At 61.2% G+C, this 18,752-nt stretch carries 18 protein-coding genes and 1 tRNA gene; 12 read left to right on the top strand and 7 right to left on the bottom strand.

Annotated features, from left to right (window positions below; translation table 11 throughout):
* Positions 1-12 precede the first annotated feature (12 nt).
* Positions 13-402, top strand: a complete 390-nt coding sequence (locus ACYQ1P_RS13640) for a flagellar basal body rod C-terminal domain-containing protein (RefSeq protein WP_460020884.1) — start codon at positions 13-15, stop codon at positions 400-402.
* Between the two features lie 12 nt (positions 403-414).
* Here ACYQ1P_RS13640 and ACYQ1P_RS13635 read toward each other — a convergent pair whose 3' ends face one another.
* The 3 genes from ACYQ1P_RS13635 to ACYQ1P_RS13625 are packed head-to-tail and all read right to left on the bottom strand — an operon-like array spanning position 415 to position 3,208.
* Positions 415-750 (bottom strand): YdbL family probable chaperone protein, encoded by a 336-nt coding sequence (locus tag ACYQ1P_RS13635; protein ID WP_460020883.1) that lies wholly within the window; start codon positions 748-750, stop codon positions 415-417.
* Complete coding sequence (locus ACYQ1P_RS13630; RefSeq protein ID WP_460020882.1) at positions 747-953, bottom strand: YnbE family lipoprotein; 207 nt, start codon at positions 951-953, stop codon at positions 747-749. The genes ACYQ1P_RS13635 and ACYQ1P_RS13630 overlap by 4 nt, the downstream gene beginning before the upstream one ends.
* Positions 950-3,208: an intermembrane phospholipid transport protein YdbH family protein gene (locus tag ACYQ1P_RS13625; RefSeq protein WP_460020881.1), complete on the bottom strand. Its 2,259-nt coding sequence runs from the start codon at positions 3,206-3,208 to the stop codon at positions 950-952. Before ACYQ1P_RS13625 ends, ACYQ1P_RS13630 begins: the two co-directional genes overlap by 4 nt.
* A gap of 95 nt (positions 3,209-3,303) precedes the next feature.
* Between ACYQ1P_RS13625 and ACYQ1P_RS13620 the strand changes: the two genes are divergently transcribed.
* Positions 3,304-3,960 carry a Panacea domain-containing protein gene (locus ACYQ1P_RS13620; protein WP_460020880.1) on the top strand — a complete coding sequence of 219 codons (657 nt, stop codon included), beginning with the start codon at positions 3,304-3,306 and terminating at the stop codon, positions 3,958-3,960.
* On the opposite strand, the gene ACYQ1P_RS13615 is transcribed toward ACYQ1P_RS13620, so the two are convergent.
* The 3 genes from ACYQ1P_RS13615 to ACYQ1P_RS13605 form a co-directional block, all read right to left on the bottom strand.
* Complete coding sequence (locus tag ACYQ1P_RS13615) at positions 3,957-4,469, bottom strand: helix-turn-helix domain-containing protein (protein ID WP_460020879.1); 513 nt, start codon at positions 4,467-4,469, stop codon at positions 3,957-3,959. The two genes, ACYQ1P_RS13620 and ACYQ1P_RS13615, sit on opposite strands and share 4 nt — an antisense overlap.
* A gap of 516 nt (positions 4,470-4,985) precedes the next feature.
* A tRNA-Pro gene (locus ACYQ1P_RS13610) sits at positions 4,986-5,062 on the bottom strand.
* A 47-nt stretch (positions 5,063-5,109) separates the two neighbouring features.
* Entirely contained in the window at positions 5,110-6,153 is a 1,044-nt protein-coding gene (locus ACYQ1P_RS13605) for a polyprenyl synthetase family protein (protein ID WP_460020878.1), read from the bottom strand.
* A 99-nt stretch (positions 6,154-6,252) separates the two neighbouring features.
* Here ACYQ1P_RS13605 and ACYQ1P_RS13600 point away from each other — a divergent pair, with 99 nt between their 5' ends.
* The 7 genes from ACYQ1P_RS13600 to ppdK all read left to right on the top strand — a co-directional run bounded on the left by ACYQ1P_RS13600 (position 6,253) and on the right by ppdK (position 14,721).
* On the top strand, positions 6,253-6,468 hold the full coding sequence (locus ACYQ1P_RS13600; RefSeq protein WP_460020877.1) for a putative signal transducing protein: 216 nt from the start codon (positions 6,253-6,255) through the stop codon (positions 6,466-6,468).
* Positions 6,455-7,198: a tRNA1(Val) (adenine(37)-N6)-methyltransferase gene (locus ACYQ1P_RS13595; protein WP_460020876.1), complete on the top strand. Its 744-nt coding sequence runs from the start codon at positions 6,455-6,457 to the stop codon at positions 7,196-7,198. The genes ACYQ1P_RS13600 and ACYQ1P_RS13595 overlap by 14 nt, the downstream gene beginning before the upstream one ends.
* A gap of 2 nt (positions 7,199-7,200) precedes the next feature.
* Entirely contained in the window at positions 7,201-8,730 is a 1,530-nt protein-coding gene (locus tag ACYQ1P_RS13590; protein ID WP_460020875.1) for a tetratricopeptide repeat protein, read from the top strand.
* Positions 8,731-8,768: 38 nt separating this feature from the next.
* Positions 8,769-9,005 carry a hypothetical protein gene (locus ACYQ1P_RS13585; RefSeq protein ID WP_460020874.1) on the top strand — a complete coding sequence of 79 codons (237 nt, stop codon included), beginning with the start codon at positions 8,769-8,771 and terminating at the stop codon, positions 9,003-9,005.
* 83 nt (positions 9,006-9,088) lie between these two features.
* Entirely contained in the window at positions 9,089-9,970 is an 882-nt protein-coding gene (locus ACYQ1P_RS13580) for a glycine--tRNA ligase subunit alpha (RefSeq protein WP_460020873.1), read from the top strand.
* A 2-nt stretch (positions 9,971-9,972) separates the two neighbouring features.
* Complete coding sequence (gene glyS, locus ACYQ1P_RS13575; protein ID WP_460020872.1) at positions 9,973-12,039, top strand: glycine--tRNA ligase subunit beta; 2,067 nt, start codon at positions 9,973-9,975, stop codon at positions 12,037-12,039.
* A gap of 3 nt (positions 12,040-12,042) precedes the next feature.
* Entirely contained in the window at positions 12,043-14,721 is a 2,679-nt protein-coding gene (gene ppdK, locus ACYQ1P_RS13570) for a pyruvate, phosphate dikinase (protein WP_460020871.1), read from the top strand.
* Positions 14,722-14,784: 63 nt separating this feature from the next.
* Here the strand turns inward: ppdK and ACYQ1P_RS13565 are convergent, their stop codons facing one another.
* A complete protein-coding gene (locus ACYQ1P_RS13565; RefSeq protein WP_460020870.1) occupies positions 14,785-16,419 on the bottom strand; it encodes a SagB/ThcOx family dehydrogenase in 1,635 nt (544 codons plus the stop codon).
* 249 nt (positions 16,420-16,668) lie between these two features.
* On the opposite strand from ACYQ1P_RS13565, the gene ACYQ1P_RS13560 reads away from it, so the two are divergent.
* The 3 genes from ACYQ1P_RS13560 to ACYQ1P_RS13550 all read left to right on the top strand — a co-directional run bounded on the left by ACYQ1P_RS13560 (position 16,669) and on the right by ACYQ1P_RS13550 (position 18,745).
* Positions 16,669-17,280 carry a glutathione S-transferase family protein gene (locus tag ACYQ1P_RS13560; RefSeq protein ID WP_460020869.1) on the top strand — a complete coding sequence of 204 codons (612 nt, stop codon included), beginning with the start codon at positions 16,669-16,671 and terminating at the stop codon, positions 17,278-17,280.
* Positions 17,277-17,600, top strand: coding sequence for a rhodanese-like domain-containing protein (locus ACYQ1P_RS13555; protein ID WP_460020868.1), 324 nt, complete (start codon positions 17,277-17,279; stop codon positions 17,598-17,600). Before ACYQ1P_RS13560 ends, ACYQ1P_RS13555 begins: the two co-directional genes overlap by 4 nt.
* Positions 17,601-17,923: 323 nt before the next feature.
* Positions 17,924-18,745: a PstS family phosphate ABC transporter substrate-binding protein gene (locus tag ACYQ1P_RS13550; RefSeq protein WP_460020867.1), complete on the top strand. Its 822-nt coding sequence runs from the start codon at positions 17,924-17,926 to the stop codon at positions 18,743-18,745.
* The last annotated feature ends 7 nt before the right edge of the window (positions 18,746-18,752 follow it).

Raw genomic sequence — 18,752 nt, 5'->3', positions numbered from 1 at the left:
GGAACAGGCTCCATGTGGATCGAAAACCTATTCTATTCCTCGATGTCCGGGATGGCCGCCGCCTCGAAAGAGGTGGAGCAGGTCGGGCGTTCAATCGCCAATGCCACCACCTCGGGTTATAGTCGATCCTCAGCCTTCGAGGCCAAACCTGAGCAGGAGACGCCGCGCGACAATCGCCCAACCGGGACCAGCAACGGTGGTGTGGTCGGGATCTTTCCCGCCGAGTTGCCGCTGCAATCGGTGGTCACGGCCGGGGAGGACGCGGCCCAGCGGGCCGAGGGGGCGGATCTGGGGCAGGCCTTCAGCCGCCTGATCCAGGCCCAGACCGCCTACAGCGCCAGTCTGGAGGTGCTGAAGAGCGGCGATGAAATGTCGCGCCAGTTGATCTCGTTGCGGGCGTGAGGGCGGTTGCCGCTACTTCTTCACCCACCGTCCGCCGCCGTCCATGTAGAACAGTCCCGAGTTTAGTTGGTCGATCTGGCGCTTGCCCATCAGGATCTCTACGTTTTGCAGGCTGGTGCCGGTTTCCTGGGCCACGCCTTGGTAGTGGGCGCGGCGCTGGCTGTTGACCGATTTCATCAAATCGACAATGGATTGCGGGGCCGCGCCGACGAGGCCCACGTAGCCGTCTGGGCGTTCGCCGAGCAGTCCGGCGGCCTTGGCATCGCCAAGCGCCCCGGCCTGGGCGGGCAGGGCGGTCATCAGGATTACCACGAGGGCGGCGAAAAGGGATTTCAGGGGGCTCATCATTCGAACAACTCCGGTTTCTGGGTCACAAGCTGGTCGAGTTCCTTTTCCACCTTGATGCGGATCTCATGCTCGATCTTGACGTTCAGATTGATGGTGATGGGCTCGCGCGGGGCTTCCACCTTAACGGTGGGTGAGCAACCCGCCGACAGGGCCAATAGTCCCAGCAAGGCCAGGGAGAAGGCAGGGTTTCGACAGCATGTCACGGTCGGGACTCCTTGGTTGTCGGGGCCGGGAGGCGTGTGCCGTAGGCCCGCCCGACGGTCTCGGGCAATTGGGTGGCGGCCAGACCGCGCCGCAGGATGGCTTCCAGGGCACCGCTGACATTAACGTTGAATACGAATGGGTGACCATCCATCAGGTTCGGGTTCGCGCCTTCCACATGTAAATCTGCCATCCATGCGCCCGCGCTATCGCGATCCAGGCCAAAACGCAGGGCCTTATAGTGAAAATCCTGTAAGGCGTCGAGCATTAGGCTAGCCCCTTCGCCGCCGCCTTGCAATGCGGCGGGGGGAACGGCCGGCTGATAGCGCAGTTGTCCCGGACCCTGATTGGCTAACAAGCCATGGCGGACATGCAATCCCCGGGCATCCCAGGCGAATGGCAGGTCACCGCCGATCCGTCCCTGGAGGCTCACGTCAGGCACTTCCAGAATCTCTAAAAGTGTCTGTGCGTTCACATCCACGACAGATAGCTCTCCATCCAGTTCAATGGTTTTTGGATTTATTTTAAGGTCATGGATGAAGATATATCCGTCGGCAATCATCGCCACGGCCTGCTCGACTCGCAGATACTCGTCGTCGTTCACCTGGAACATCAACGACAGGTCGCGCAGGGACGTGCCGTTAAGGGTCAGACGGGTTGCGGTGATTGTCTGGTCGGGCGGGGTCTGCAACGGCGCGAACCCGGAGAGGGTCACGTCGCCCTGCATCCCTTCGAGGCGCGCCGGCCCGCTGGTCAGCCCCATATCGCGCAGCGACAGGGTGAGGTCCGGGGTGATTCCCTCGGGGCTCCAGGCCAACGTGCCTTTAGCGGAGAGAGTGCCCGTCACGTTCTGGGCCTGTCCCCCGTGGGCCGGGGAGAGATCGACCGGCTGTAATAGGCCCGGCTGGAAGGTCACCGGTAACAGTTCCAGGTCGGCCTGTCCCCGGTCGCCCCCGAGAGTGCCGCGAGCCTTCAGCCGCAACTTGCCATCGGCACCGCTCAGTTGCCCGGTGAAGGTCTTTCCTTGCCATGCGCCGCCCACCTTCAGGGGGCTGAACAGGCTCGGTTGCGCGGTGGATCGTAAGGTGGCGGCCAAGCTGTCCAAAAAGGGGGGCGGGGCGAGACCTGCTTTTGCGGTCAAATTCTCAACGAGGATGTTTTCCGATGGCAGGCGAATCTGTCCTTTGGAGATTTCTAAGTTGAGAACCGTCAATCCTTCCGAGTCGTTGCCGGTGCCCCGGAGATCGAGGCGAGGCAGGGCAACGATCACATCCCGTCCTTGATGACGCAGCGTCTGTTCCGGCAGCGCCAGGACCAGTCTCCCTTCGGCGCGATGTTGGACCCAGTCCAGCGTGAGTCCGTGCTCGGGCAGAACCTGAACCTGAAGCGGTGCCGTGAGAGTCTCGGCCAGGATGGGCACCGCCTCCAGGGCGGCCAGAGTGAGAATCATTGGCGTAGTGGGCGCAAGGCTCAGGGTGTCGCCGTTCAGGGTGAGCCCCAAAGTACCGTGAATGCCACCGCCGGTGAACTGTCCGGGGACGTTCACTTTTTGCAGGTCAAGGGTGAGTTGGCCTTGGGCCTGCGGTGTGGTGAAATCCACCGGCCAGGGGGCTTGAAGGGCCAGGTTGAGCGTCCCTTCGGTGAGCTCTGTCCGGGCCTTCATGCTCAAAGCCGCCCCCTTGCGTTGACCCTCCAGGGAGACCTGGAACGGCAGGGGCGGGGCTCCTGAAACGGACGCCTCTCCGCTGCCCTTGGCCCGGACCTCGATGTCGCCCGGCGCGGATTCCCGGATGTTGAGCGTCCATCGGCTTTGAAGTTGCCCTTCGTCCAGATGGGCCGATACCTGGGTATCGCGCAGTTGCAGTTCCCCAATGCTCCAGGACGCAGACTCCCCACCGGGGGCAAAATCAGGCAGGCCGGAGAGGGTGAAGCCTTGCGAGTCGCGCACCAGATCCAATGTCAATCCGACCAGGGTCAGGCGGTCCAGGTGATGGTCGAACAGGCGACGCCAAGTGAAATCCAGACGGCCTTCCGACAAGTTCAGCTTCTCGGCCAGGGACAGGTCCGTGACCTCGATGTATTGCCAACCGATTTGAATGTCGCCGAAGCGGGCCTGGGGAAAGCCTTGATCTTTCAGCACTTCCAGAATCTGCGTTCTCAGAAACGGCCCGGTGCGCGGCACCGTCACCGCCAGGGCGACCACCAGAGCCAACAGACCCAAACGCCACAACGCCGCCCATCGCCACCCTTTGTCCATTGTTTTGGGGCTCTCCTGTTGCGGCGAGATGTTCCGTTAACTTCCGTGAGGCTATAATCCGGGATACGGAAAGGCAATCATCCAAGGACACGCCCATGGCCGAAGCGCGCCCCAATCAATCCCCGCCGATGACCGAGAACGCCTTCGAGGTGGCCTTCTGGTTCCTTGATGCGGCGCTGGATTCCAAGGAATATCTGGCCCCGCAGAAGCTGCATCGGCTGATGTTCCTGGCTCAGGCTTATTACGCCGTGGCCTATGCCGGGCGTCAGCTCATGCCAGCGCAATTCGTGGCTGACGAAATGGGACCGATTGAGCCCAATATCTATGCCGCCTTCAGCGCCGGGCGTCCGACTGTCGATGTGATCGGGCGCTTCGAGGAGCCCTTGGAAGTGTTTCTGGACAGCATCTGGCGGCGCTTCGGGCATTATTCCCCGGACCGGCTGAACGAGATCTGCCGGGATACCAATGCCTACCTGGAGGCGCGCAAGAAAGGACCGCGCGGGATCATCTCCCTGGCCACCATGCGACAGGATTTCGGGGCTTCGCCGACCAAACCCTCGGTACAGAAGGTGATGCGGCCCCGGGTGATGCGCGATCAGACCGGCAAGCCGGTATCGGTCAACGCCTGGCTGCCCGGCGCAATGACCCCGGCCGCCCCCCCCAAGCCTGAACCGAAAGAGGACAAACCCCAACGCCCCAAACGGATCAGCAAGGCCGTCTGGCCCAAGCTGGGAGAGCCGGGGAAGTCTTAAATGTTTTGATCAAATCTCTTGAGTATGGCGGGGACGACGCTGCTGTTTGCCTTGTCGATCCAATGGGCAAACTGGATGGTCTGAAAATCAACCTTCGCCTTCTCGGTGGCGGCAAGCCACTTCGCAACATCCGACCAGAACCACAGCGGGGAGGTTGTCTCCTGGCGCAGGACGGGCGGGGGAAATCCCTTTCCTCTTTTGCCTGTGACATAAAATGAAATCGCCTGCCGGGTCACGTGGGCGCGTTCAGCGATGTCGGATTGACTCACAAAGGGATCAGGGCCGATTCGACGCGGCTTCATACCTGCTCGTACCACAGCGTCCAAGGCGGAAAACAGGGCTCGTGCGAAGCTTGGCGCTTCCCGGTCGAACTCAAGTATAAACAACCCTGAGCGTTCGATGATGAGAGCATCAACACAGCCCTCCTCGAAGAGGGCATCATGGATTTCATCAGCTTCGCGGCTCTCGAGTATCGGAGCGCAGGAGATGGTGAAACAGTAGGTCTTCATGTTCATAGTCCCACTCTGGCAGGATTTTTATAAACAAAAAATACCCCTAGTGTTTACACTTGTCAACATACCTGCGGATTTGGCTGGCATGGTTATGAGGGTTCTTGGGCGTGCTCCAGACACCCATTCGACAGCCACCGCGCATATGAGACGGACAAAGCAGGAAGCCCCATGCATGAGCCGATTTTCCTGATTCTTTAAGTGTCCATCCATGCGCAAGGGCGTATTGGACAGCTGCCGATATATCCTTGTTGGGGTGTATCTTTGGAGACATGGATTCACTCTTTCCCGCGCACCCAAATGTACGGCCCATGACGTAAAAGACGAGGAATGACACAAAAATGCTATAATGGGTCGAGCGGGGCAGATCAAGACCGTAACTTTGGTTGCTGGCACACGGAATGCCACGAGTAAGTTTATTTCCCCTCCCTCTCCTCTGACTTTAGCTGCAACAAAAAGGGCAGCGCCGGAGTTTTCCGAGGCTGCCCTTAGTGCATTGGAACCAATGCCGTTTAGTGGTCGGAGTGAGAGGATTCGAACCTCCGGCCCCCGCCTCCCGAAGACGGTGCTCTACCAGGCTGAGCTACACTCCGGCATGGGTGAGGGCGCCTTATAGCCGCAAAGGCCGCCCCCTGCAAGATCAATGGGCGCGTTCGATGCAGAAATCGACGATGTCGATCAAGGCCTGACGTTCCGGGTTGTTGGGAAAGATTCCCAGGGCATCGCGGGCGATGGCGCCATAGTGGCGGGCGCGGGCCACGGTGTCCTTCAGGGCGTCGCGTTTTTCCATCAATTCGATGGCCCGCTCCAGGTCCGTTTCGTCCTGATTCAGGTTCTCCAGGGTGCGCCGCCAGAACTCGCGCTCTTCCTCGGTGCCCCGTCGGAAGGCGAGGATGACCGGCAGGGTGATCTTGCCCTCGCGGAAGTCGTCGCCAACGGTTTTGCCCAGGTCGGCCTGCTTGGCCGAATAGTCGAGCATGTCGTCGATGAGCTGGAAGACGATGCCCAGGTTCAGGCCATAGGTATCGAGCGCCACTTCTTCCACTTCCGGGCGGTCGGCGACCACGGCCCCGACCCGGCAGGCGGCGGCGAACAGGGCGGCCGTCTTGCCCTTGATGACGTCCAGATAAGCGGTCTCGCCGGTATCGGTGTCATTGGTGGTGATCAACTGGTGGACTTCCCCCTCGGCGATGGTGGAGGAGGCCCCGGACAGGATCGCCAGAACTTTCAGCGAGCCGTCCTCGACCATCAGTTCGAAGGCGCGGCTGAACAGAAAATCGCCGACCAGCACCGATGGCTTGTTGCCCCACAGGGCATTGGCGGTGGACTTGCCGCGCCGCAGGTCGCTCTCGTCGACCACATCGTCATGCAGCAGGGTGGCGGTATGGATGAATTCGACGCAGGTCGCCAGATCAATATGGCGCTTGCCCCGATGGCCGCACATGCGGGCCGCAGCCAGGGTGAGCATGGGCCGCAACCGTTTGCCCCCGGCGGCGACGATATGACCGGCCAATTGCGGAATAAGAATGACCGGGCTGTCCATGCGCTCGATGATTAGGCGGTTGACGCCCTTCATATCCTCGGCGACCAGGGCGGTCAGGGTCTCAAGCGCCCGCTTCCGTTCCCGTTCTTCTTCCAGATTGATCACCACGCCCACGAACAGCGGCCCCCCGTTTTTCCCCATGACTGTGCCGGGAAACCTTGACGGTTCCGGCGTCTCGGCGGAGCATATGGAGCAACCCTGCTCCGGTCAAGCGGGACCTCTATTCGAGGATTTGAAGAGATGAAGGAACTCATGCGCACCGACGATCCCGTGCGATTGTCCTGGTTGTTGGCCCGGCTGGAAGGTGCGAGCATCCCGGCCCAGGTTTTCGATCAGCATACCAGCAGCGCCTATGGAGGGGTTCTGCGGGCTTTGCGTTGTCGGGTCATGGTGGCCGAGGAAGACTTGCCGCGTGCCCAAAGGGTGCTTAACGAGGTGCCCGATGACGATTCATGACCTCTCGGCGGAGAGCGAAGACCGACTGCTCGACGGACGGGTCCGGATTGTTCAGCCGGTGGGCGGCTATCGGGCGGCTATTGATCCGGTGCTGCTGGCGGCTGCCGTCCCGGCGAGGGCCGGGGAGCGGGTGCTTGATCTGGGATGCGGCAGTGGCGCGGCGGGGCTGTGCCTGCTGGCCCGGGTCCCGGAGGTCCGAGTCAGCGGCCTGGAGATTCAGCCGCGCATGGCCGATCTGGCCTGTCGGGGTGATGCCGAGGGACGGCGGCTCCAGGTGGTTACCGGTGATTTGCGCAACCCGTCGCCCGAATGGGTCGAGGGGTCCTTCGATCATGTGATGGCGAATCCGCCCTATGATCCGGCCGGGCAGGGCACCCGTCCACCGGATGGGGGAAAGGCCCGGGCCCATGTGGAAAGCGATGGTGATCTTGGGGATTGGGTCTCGGCGGCGCTGCGCTGGGTGCGGCCCCGAGGCAGCGTCACCCTGATTCAACGGGCTGACCGTTTGGCTCATCTGCTGGCCTTGCTTGAGGGGCGGTTGGGTGAAATGGTGGTGTTTCCCCTGTGGCCGATGGCGGGTCAGGCGGCCAAGCGGGTGCTGGTGCGCGGACGTTCCCATCGGCGGACTCCATTGCGGCTGGCTGCCGGGTTGGTCTTGCATCGCACGGACGGCAGCTATACAGCGGAGGCAGAACGGATTTTACGCCACGGAGCGCCGCTGGAACTATGACCATGGAAAGCTGTCTCGATCAGATGCGCACCGCCATTGGACGCGGCGACCCGGCGACGGCGGAACGGCTGGGGCGGGCCTATCTGGCTGATGATCCAGGGGCCTTGCCGGTGCTCAAGGGCTTGTCGGTGGCGCTGTTGCTGCAAGGACGGTTCGTGGCGGCGCTGGTTCCATTGACCCGACTGCACGAGGCCAACCCCCGGGATACGGATGTTTTGCAGAATATCGGGCGCTGTTACATGGAAGCCCAGAATTGGGCGGCGGCGCTCGACGCCTATGAGAGCTTGGATGGGGGCGAGGCGCTGACCGGGCGGGCGCTGGCACTCAACAAGCTCAACCGGCAGGACGAAGCGGCAGACTGCTATCTCCAGGCGATGGCAGTGTTAGGCGAAAGTCCGGACCTGTTGGCCAGTCTGGCCGATGTGCGATTCCGGCAATTCCGGGTCGATGAGGCGATGAAACTCTGCGACGCGGCGCTGGCCCAGGACCCCAGGCATGGCGGCGCGTTGATCAACAAGGCCCATCTGCTCTGCGCCATGGGACGTCATGATCTGGTTGCCGCCCAGGCGCGGGCCGCCGTCGCCGCCTGCCCCCACGATGATTTCATCGCTCAGAATGCGGGCTATCATCTGTTGCGCCAGGGACTCTTCACCGAGGGATGGCCGCTGTTCGATCATCGCCCGGAAGCGCGTTTGGATCGCGGCCTGCCCAAGTGTCGGGGCGAGGATCTTGCTGGTCAGGGGCTGCTGCTCTGGGCAAGGCAGGGGGTGGGCGACGCGCTGCAATTCGTGCGTTTCGTGCCGCTTCTGGCGGCCCGGGGGGCGCGGATTTATCTTGAGGCCCCGCGTTTTCTGCGGCCCCTGCTGTCGAGTCTGAAGGGGGTGGCGGATTTTGTCGATGCGGACGAGGTGCCGAGCGGGGCGACCTTGCACGCGCCGCTGCTCAGTCTCGGTCATCTCTTGGGGGTGACAGCGGACGACCTGCCCGGTGCGCCACCCTATTTGCAGGCCGATCCACAGCGGGTGGAGCGCTGGCGGAGCAGATTGAACCGTCAGCCGGGGCTGCGCTACCTGGGACTCAACGGGCAGGGCAACCCGGAAATGCCCAACGACGGTTTCCGGTCGGTGCCCCTGGAGGCTCTGGAGCCGCTGGTCCGTCATCCCGGGGTGCGGCTGGTCAATCTGCACAAGGGTGCGGCTTCGGCGGCGCTGCGGGCACGGGCGGCGGACTGGGGCCTGATTGATTTCGGGGCAGATCTGGACGCCGACGGCGGCGCTTTTCTCGATACGGCGGCCCTGATGAGCCTGCTCGATGGCACCATCAGCGCCGATACCTCGACCATCCATCTGGCCGGAGCCCTTGGCCTGCCGGGCTGGTTGATGCTATCCAGCTATGGGGATTGGCGCTGGATGGCGACTCGCGATGACAGCCCCTGGTATCCCTCGGTTCGGATTTTCCGCCAGGACCGTTTGGGCGATTGGGCCGGGGTGGTGCGGAAAATGATTTCTGCCATAGTTAATGATGAACTTTAATTATTTTATGCAAAGGCATATAAATGTTGGGATTTAGTTTGCAGAAACTGCTCTTTACGGCGCTCGCCATCGCGGCGGTTTGGTATGGATTCAAGTATATCACGCGGCTTCAAAACCGTCGCGACGACACCCCCAAGGTGCACCGGAGGGGAGCTTCGGAAGCCCACCGGGAACCCGCCGTGGAAGACATGATCCGTTGTGATCTGTGCGGCGATTATCTGTCCGGCCGTCGTCCCACCTCCTGCGGTCGCAAAGACTGTCCCTATCCGGGTTGAAACAGCGTTGACCCGGCTTGCTGTGGGGCGTACCTTGCGCCTCGCATTTCCCCTTGGACTCCTCACCATAAAAAGCCAGACTGATGGCCGGTAACGACTTCCAATCCCTTATTCTGACGCTTCAGACGTTCTGGGCGGAGCGTGGTTGCGTGTTGTTGCAGCCCTTCGATGTGGAAGTGGGGGCGGGCACTTTTCACCCGGCAACCACCCTGCGGGCGCTGGGGCCGGAGCCCTGGAATACCGCCTATGTGCAGCCGTCACGGCGACCGACCGACGGGCGCTATGGCAAGAATCCCAATCGGTTGCAGCATTATTACCAGTTCCAGGTGGTGCTCAAGCCGTCGCCGGACAACGTGCAGGAGCTTTATCTGGACTCCCTGCGGCATCTGGGAATCGACCCGGACCTGCACGACATCCGCTTTGTCGAGGACGATTGGGAAAGTCCGACTCTGGGGGCCTGGGGATTGGGCTGGGAAGTCTGGTGTGACGGCATGGAGGTGACCCAGTTCACCTATTTCCAGCAGGTCGGCGGCTTCGATTGCGATCCGGTGTCGGCGGAAATCACCTACGGCCTGGAACGCCTCGCCATGTATATCCAAGGCGTCGAGAACGTCTACGACCTGAAATGGAACGCTCATGGGGTGACCTATGGCGATGTGTTCCTGCAAAACGAGGAAGAGCAGTCGGCGTTCAATTTCGAACATGCCAACACCGAGATTCTGTTCCGTCACTTCAGCGATGCCGAAACCCAATGCGCCGAGTTGCTGGCGTTGGACAAGCCGTTGCCGCTGCCCGCCTACGAGCAATGCCTCAAGGCCAGCCACACCTTCAACCTTCTCGATGCCCGCGGGGTCATTTCGGTGACCGAGCGTCAGGCCTATATCGGGCGGGTGCGCGCCCTGGCCAAGGGCTGCGCCGGAGCCTGGTTGCGCGCTCGCGGTCATCTGAGCGACGGGGAGGGCTGAGTATGGCGGACCTGCTGCTCGAACTGTTGTCCGAGGAAATCCCCGCCCGCATGCAGGCCAAGGCCGCTGACGATCTGTCTCGTCTGGTCATTGAAAGCTTGAAGAATGCCGGATTGTCCTTTGATAAATCACGAACCTATGTGACGCCGCGCCGTCTGGTGCTGACCATCGAAGGCTTGCCGTCCCAGGCCCCCGATGTGACCGGCGAACGCAAGGGGCCGAAGGTCGATGCGCCGGAACAGGCGATCAATGGGTTCAAACGCTCGATTCCCGAAGGGGCCAAGATTGAGCAACGGGAAACCAACAAGGGCGCGTTGTATTTCGCCTCTTGGGAAGAAAAAGGCCGCGCCACCGCCGAGATTCTGACCGAGATCCTGCCCGAGGCGATGCTGGCCTTGCCCTGGCCCAAATCCATGCGCTGGGGCAGCAATGCTCTGAAATGGGTGCGGCCGCTGCATTCGATTCTGGCCCTGTTCGACGGGGCGGTGGTGCCTTTCGCCTATGGCCCGGTGTCCAGTGGGGCGACGACCTGGGGGCACCGCTTCATGGCCCCTGACGGCTTTTCGGTCACGGGGATTGCCGATTATCTGGATAAGATGCGCGCTGCGAAGGTGTTGCTCGACCGTGACGAACGCAAGGCCTTGATCCTTGAAGAAGCCCTGCGGCTGTCCGACGAAGAAGCGGTGGTGCTGAAGCGCGACGAGGGGCTGCTCGACGAGGTGGCCGGGCTGGTGGAATGGCCGGTGCTCTACATGGGGCGCATCGACCAGGCGTTCATGGAAGTGCCCAAGGAAGTGCTGATCACCTCCATGCGGGCGCATCAGAAGTATTTTTCCTGCCTGACCCTGGACGGCCAGTTGTCGCCGCGCTTCATCGTCGTCGCCAACCGGGAGACCTCGGACCATGGCAAGGCGGTGATTGCCGGTAATGAGCGGGTACTACGCGCCCGCCTGTCCGATGCCCGCTTCTTCTGGGATCAGGACCACAAGAAAAAGCTTGAAGAGCGCATCCCGGCGCTGGCCGACATGGTGTTCCATGCCCAACTGGGCACGGTGAAGGACAAAACTGAACGCATCGCCGAACTGGCCGCCGCCCTTAGCAAACACATTCCCGGGGCCGACGCCGATCAGGCCTTCCGGGCCGGTCGGCTGTGCAAGGCCGATCTGGTCTCCGAGATGGTGTTCGAATTCCCGGAAGTGCAGGGGATCATGGGCCGCTATCTGGCCCGCGACGAGGGCGAACCGGCCGCCGTCGCCGAGGCCATCGCCGACCATTACGCGCCCCAGGGTCCGGGCGACCGCTGTCCGACCGCCCCGCTGTCGGTGGCCCTGGCGCTGGCCGACAAGATCGACACCCTGGTCGGGTTCTGGTCCATCGGCGAGACCCCGACCGGGTCCAAGGACCCATTTGCCCTGCGCCGCGCCGCTTTGGGGGTGATCCGGCTGATTGTCGAGAACAAGCTGCGGCTGCCGCTCTATGCCGCCTTCAACGTGGCCGGGGGCTGGCTGGTTGAGCAGAAAGCGGTCGATGAAGTGCGCAATCTGACGGACCTTCTTTCCTTCTTTGCCGATCGTCTGAAGGTGCATCTGAAGGAACAGGGGGTGCGCCACGACCTGATTTCCGCCGTGTTCGCCCTCGGCGACGAGGATGATCTGGTACGCTTGCTGGCCCGGGTGGAGGCGCTGGGGACGTTCCTGGGCAGCGACGACGGGGCCAACCTGCTGGTCGCTTACCGCCGGGCCGCCAACATCGTGCGCATCGAAGAGAAAAAAGACGAGCAGTGCTATCGGGACCCGGTGGACCCAGGCCTGTTGACACAAGACCAGGAAACTGCCCTCGTGGCGGTTCTCGAAGAGGTGGAGCCGCAGGTGGTCGCGGCGCTCAAGAGTGAGAATTTCGAGGCGGCCATGTCGGCCTTGGCCCGTTTGCGGGGGCCGGTGGACGCTTTTTTTGACCAGGTGACGGTCAACTCGGAGAATCCGGCCGAACGGGCCAATCGTCTCCGGTTGCTGTCACGGATCGGCCAAGTCATGGGTGGCGTGGCCGACTTTTCCAATGTGGAGGGATAGATTATGACGAAGTGGGTATACGGCTTTGGCAATGGCAATGCCGAAGGGCGCGCGGACATGAAAAACCTGCTCGGCGGCAAGGGCGCGAACCTAGCCGAAATGGCGAGCATCGGTATCCCGGTGCCGGCGGGATTCTCCATCACCACCGAACTCTGCACCTACTTTTACCAGAACAATGAGACCTATCCCGATGACCTGAAGGGTCAAGTCGACAAGGCGCTGGCCGACGTTGAAAAAATCATGGGGGCCAAGTTCGGCGACAGTCAAAATCCGCTGCTGGTTTCGGTGCGCTCCGGTGCCCGCGCCTCCATGCCCGGCATGATGGACACGGTGCTCAACCTGGGCCTCAACGACGATACGGTGAAGGGCCTGATCGCCCAGTCTGGTGATGAGCGTTTCGCCTATGACAGCTATCGCCGCTTCGTGCAGATGTATTCTAATGTGGTGCTCGATATCGACCACGATCATTTCGAGGAAATCCTGCAAGAACACAAAGATGGCAAGGGGTATGTGCTTGATACGGACCTCACCGCCGAGGACTGGAAGGTCATCGTTGTGGCCTTCCGCGCCAAGGTCGAGGAGCAACTGGGCAAGCCCTTCCCCATGGACCCGCAGGAACAGCTTTGGGGAGCCATCGGTGCGGTGTTCGGCTCCTGGATGAACCAGCGCGCCATCACCTATCGCCGCCTCAACGACATTCCTGCGGAATGGGGCACAGCGGTGAACGTGCAGGCCATGGTGTTCGGCAACATGGGCAATGATTCGGCGACCGGCGTCTGCTTCTCGCGCGATCCGTCCACCGGCAAGAACCGCTTCTACGGTGAATTCCTGATCAACGCCCAGGGCGAGGACGTGGTGGCCGGCATTCGGACCCCGCAGCCGTTGAATCTGGTCGAGAAAGAGGCCTCCCATTCGGACCTGCCGTCCATGGAAGAGGAAATGCCGGAGCTGTATAAGGAACTGAATTCCTACCGGGATCGTCTGGAAAAGCATTACCGCGACATGCAGGACATGGAGTTCACCGTCCAGCGCGGCAAGCTGTGGATGCTGCAAACCCGCAACGGCAAGCGGACCGCCCAGGCGGCGCTGACCATCGCCGTGGAAATGGCCGAAGACGGGCTGATCGACAAGGAAGAGGCCATCCGCCGGATGGACCCGGCCATGCTCGACCAACTGCTGCATCCGATGCTGGATCCGAAAGCTCCGCGCACGGTGCTGGCCAAGGGCCTGCCCGCCTCGCCGGGGGCCGCCTCCGGTCAGGTGGTGTTCAACGCCGAAGACGCCGAAAAGTGGGCCGAGCAGGGCAAGAAAGTCATGCTGGTCCGCATCGAGACCTCGCCCGAGGATATCGGCGGCATGCATGTGGCGCAGGGCATCTTGACCACCCGCGGCGGCATGACCAGCCACGCGGCGGTGGTCGCCCGCGGCATGGGCACGCCCTGTGTCTCCGGGGCCGGGGATATCAAGGTGGATTATGCCTCCAAGACCTTCACCGTCGGCAAGACCAAGGTTGCCGAGGGCGATATCATCACTATCGACGGCGCGTCCGGTCAGGTGATTTTGGGTGAAGTGCCGACCATGCAGCCGGAACTGACCGGTGATTTCGCCAAGCTGATGGCCTGGGCGGATGGCATTCGGACGCTCAAGGTGCGGACCAACGCCGAGACCCCGCCCGATGCCGCGACGGCCCGCAAGTTCGGGGCCGAAGGCATCGGCCTGTGCCGTACCGAGCATATGTTCTTCGATCCGGCGCGCATCATTCACATGCGTGAGATGATTCTGGCCGAGGACGAGGAAACCCGCCGCTCCGCCCTGGCCAAATTGCTGCCCTATCAGCGCCAGGATTTCGCCGACCTGTTCACCATCATGGCCGGGCTGCCGGTGACCATCCGTCTGCTCGATCCGCCGCTGCACGAGTTCCTGCCGCATACGGAAGCCGACATGAAGGACGTGGCTGAGGCCGCTGGGACCACGGTGGAAAAGGTCAAGGCCGCCTCCGCCCTGTTGTCGGAATCCAATCCGATGCTGGGACATCGCGGCTGTCGTCTGGCTGTCACCTATCCCGAGATCTGCGAGATGCAGACCCGGGCCATCTTCGAGGCCGCCTGCGAGGTGACCAAGAAGGGTGGCGATCCGGTGGTGCCGGAAGTCATGGTGCCATTGGTGGCCATGTTCAGCGAGCTGGACGGACTGAAGAAGCTCATCGACGGCGTCGCCAAGACGGTGATGGCCGAACAGGGGGTCGAACTGGCATACATGGTCGGCACCATGATCGAGCTGCCGCGCGCCGCCCTGCGTGCCGGTCAAATCGCCAAGGTGGCGGAGTTCTTCAGCTTCGGCACCAACGATCTGACCCAGACCACCTACGGTCTGTCGCGGGACGATGCCGGGAACTTCCTGAAGATCTATCTGGACAAGGGGCTCATCGAAGTGGACCCGTTCGTCTCCATTGATCAGAAGGGCGTCGGCGAATTGATCAAGATTGCCGCCGAGCGCGGTCGAGAGACCCGTCCGGGCATGAAGCTGGGCATCTGCGGCGAGCATGGCGGAGACCCGGCCTCGGTGGTGTTCTGCCACCATGCGGGTCTGGACTATGTGTCCTGCTCGCCCTACCGGGTGCCGATTGCCCGTCTGGCGGCGGCGCAGGCGGTGCTGGGGGCCGGAAGCTACTCGACCAAGTAAAGGCTTGGCGTCACAAGTTTAAGAGACGGCGGGGCGTTGGCTCCGCCGTTTTTTTTGTGCCTCTCATTGCCAGGGGCGGTCGAGCAGTTGGCCGTAGGCGGGTTCGCTGGTCAATCGATCATCCTCCACCGGCGCGCCGACGGTGAAATGATAAAGGTCCTGCCAGGAGGCCTGAAGGTTGGTTCCCAGGCCAAGCAGGGTATGGACTTCATCGTCGAAAAAACAGCCGATGCCGGTGCCGCGTAACCCGCTGGCTTCGGCCTCCAGGTAGAGCACCTGACCAATCATCCCGGCTTCCCAATGCAGGCGGCGGTAGGCCCAGGCTCCTTCCTGCTCCAGGGTCGGACCGATGGCGCCGATCATGCCGAGGCTGAAGGCCCCGCGTCCGGCTATGCCCTGAAAACAACTGATCTGCGAGGCGATCTTGCGACAATCCGCCGGGACCATGAGGCGATGCAGCGGCAACGGAGTGTCTTCCAGGGCGTCCCAGACCAGCGCTTCAGCGGTGCAGGCCTGGCGAAAATCCTGGAACAGATGGGGGGCGCGATTCAACAGATATAGGCCGGAAGGCAGTCCCTCGACGGCATGGACGAACAGCAACAGGTTGAGAGCGGGAGCAAACGGCAGGATATCGAAGGGCGCTCTGTTGCTGCGGGGCAGGGTGCGGGTCAAGGCTCGTTCGAAATCTTCGCGCGCCATGCCGGTTTGACCGTCCATGCGCTGGGCACTGCGTCGGTTACGGATCACCGTGCAGGCATCGACAGGACGGGGAAACAACGCCGCTGCCGGAGTCTGTGGGGCTTCGAAGGATACCGGGGATGTGGGAGGCTTGTGGGTGGCGGCGATGGCCTGGGCGACTTGCGGCCAAGCCACCTGTTCCTCACTGACCCTGGACGCCTTGCCCGTCCATTGTCCAAGATGTTCAGCCAGACGATCCCAGGGGATGTCATTCGCCGGGCCAAAAACGGCCAGCACGTCGGGTAGTTCCTGGTCTCTCTCGGTAAAATCCGACGGGCGGTTCAGGCCGAGCAAGGCGGCCAGCAGATCGTCCCCTGGCGAGGTGTCCGTCCGCATCTGCCACCCCAAAACCCCGGCGGAAAAGCGCGCCGCCGCCAGGGCATGACCCACATCCATCTGGCAGTAGCGGAAGGCCCGCGAACCGTATTTCCATTCTTCGCGCCAGGGGATGCTGCTCAAACCCAATGCGCCAAAACTGTCGGGGCACCGTTCGGCCATTTCCTGCACCATCGGGGCCGCCAGCAAGGCCCGGCGTTCGAGCAGATGATCCTTCGGGGCATAGTGGTAGAGCCCGGGCGGCAGGGCCTCGGAAACGGCCCGCCAGAGCAGCAGGTAACTTTCTGTGGGGTGCAAATTGCCGCTGGACGGATTGTTGCGCAGCGCCCAGCGGTCCGGTCCGGCCACTTTCCAGGCACTCAAACCGAACGCCAATTCCAGAAACAGCCCCAGGCTCTGGGCATTGAACTCAGCGGGCGCGGGCTGGGCGTCATAGAGGTTGTCATAAGCGCAGAAACCCTCTCCCCGGATCAACGGCAGGGGTATCTCGGAGGCCCCCACAAAGCGTCGAAACGGGTCCGGTTGGGAGTCCCAATCCAGGAAACCCGGCGACGGCGCATAGGCCTGGGGCGCATGTTTGGTCGCCTGATGATAGGCGCGGATGGCGTCGATGGGGCGGGTCATGGGCAGGTCTTTTTCCTGGGGTGGGTGAGCTGAATAAGCAAGACGCGAACCAGTTTGCATGTGGCGAAAACGATCCCGCTTTTCAATCCATTAACAAAAATCAGCCGCTGCATGATCTGACATTTGTCGTAGATCCGACAGGCTCCTCCGCTTCAAAACGGCTGTTTTCCGTGCTTTCGACCCTGGCACTGCTCTTGCTTAGGTAGGTCCAGCGGCCAACGGAGGGGCCGATCGATGATGGAATTTTACATGACACCAGGATCCTGTTCGACCGGCATCCATATCCTGCTGGAGGAATTGGATCTATTGTTCAGCGCTCATGTACTCAATCTGCCGGCCGGGGATCACAATAAACCCGAATTTCTGGCCCTCAATCCCAAGGGGACCCTTCCGGTGCTGGTCCGCGAAGACGGCACGGCCCTGAGCGAGTTTCAGGCCATTGCCTGGTGGCTGGCGCTGACCTATCCAAAGGCCCAATTGTTGCCAGACCATCCGGACCGTCAGGCGGATGTGCTGGAGGTCATGAGCCATGTGGTCGGCACCCTGCATTTGCAGGGCTTCACCCGCATATTCACCCCGGAACGCTACATGCTGCGGGAGGACGACAGACCTGCTGTCGAGGCGCAGGGCAAGCAACTGGTGCAAAAGGGCTTTCGGATTTTGGCCCAGCGGCTGGAGGTCTCGCCCAGTGGCTATGTGGTGGACCGTTTCTCCATTGCCGATGCGGCGTTGTTCTATGTGGAATTCTGGGCGGATCGCATCAAGCTGACCCTGCCCGAGGCCTGCCGCAAACATTTTGAGTTGATCTGTGCCCGACCGGTGGTGCGTCGCGTGTTGATGGAAGAAGGCTATCGACTATGAGCTATCAGGATATTGATCCCTCCGAGGTGAGGGCGTTGTTGGACAAGGAAAATCTGGTCGTCATCGACATGCGCGATCCACAGAGTCAGAGCCTGGGTCAATTGCCTCGGGCGGTGCCTGCCAGCGATAGGATCATGAGCAACTTGATGCGGCAACGGCGCCACAATCCGCCGGTGCTGGTCTATTGCTACGAAGGCAATATGAGCCGTGATTTGTGCAGCTTTATCAAACAAATGGGCCTGAGCGAGGTCTATAATCTGGCCGGCGGCTGGAAAGCCTGGGTGGGTGCTACAGAGCTGGCAGTCCCAACGCCGGGCTAATGTGCTGTACCCGATCTTGCTCCAGGTTCCCTCCAACGTCCACTTGGGAAATGGCCGCTTCGACCGCTTGAATGCGAAATCCGATGCGGTAACACACAGTCATTTCTGCAATCGACGGTGATCACCATAACCCAAAACGCTATGCAGACTCACTCAATAATGATACAATATCCCTATATGTACCAGCGTGAGTTCTTAACGGGAATATGTTGAATTTAAGCTCTTAATGGTATTGCTGAATACGATTTATTTGTGAGCCGCGAATAATTTTAGATTTGTAATTTTATTATGTTGCCTCCTTTAACGGCGAAGGATGCAGTGGAATGGTGTCTAATAAGTCTCTGTGTATACTAACGATACTTGGATGTTTATTTATTCAGGCGCAAAAGCCACTTTACGCTGGAGAAATTGTTGCTGGCGGGACGGGCATGGCGTTGCAAGCGATGCGCACCTTTGCGAAGGCCTATTCCGACCAATTTCCCGAGACTGAAATCAACGTACCACCGAGTCTGGGCACGACCGGAGGCTTAAGGGCTCTGGCTGATGATGTCATACAGATTGCCCTGTCGGCGCGAGACCTGAAACCCGAGGAATTGTCGGCGGGCCTTCAGCAGAGTTTTTGTTTCTCAACCGCGCTCGTCCTGGCCGGCCACCCAAACCTTAAAATGGATATCTCCTTATCCAAACTGCCCGATCTCTATGCCGACCCAGTTCCATTCTGGCCAGATGGAACGCTCCTCAAGGTCATTCTGAGGGCAGCTTCGGGTTCCGAGATGCCTTACCTTTCGGAGCGCGTCCCTGGATTAGGCAAGGCATTCGCCTCGGCGCGGCAGCGTCGGGATGTCCTTGTCGGTATTACCGACCAACATAATGCGAGTCTGGCGGAGCAAGTTTACGGCTCCCTCGCCATCACGACTCTTTTGCAAATCAAGACGGAACAACGAAAGCTCGCACCCATTTCGATTGACGGCATCTTGCCGAGTTCTCAATCTTTCTCGAGCAACAGCTATCCTTTTCCGCTGAAGGTTTGTCTCGTGACCAACAAGAAACACCCCAACAGGGAAGTGCAAGGCTTTGTCGACTTTATGCAGAGCAGAGAGGGTCATGAATTGGTGACCCAAATGGGAGCTTGGCCCGAAGAATAGGGGTGCG

Source organism: Magnetospira thiophila, assembly GCF_054657015.1.
Note: the sequence above shows the minus strand (reverse complement) of the source record. Positions and strands in the feature narration are given on the sequence as shown.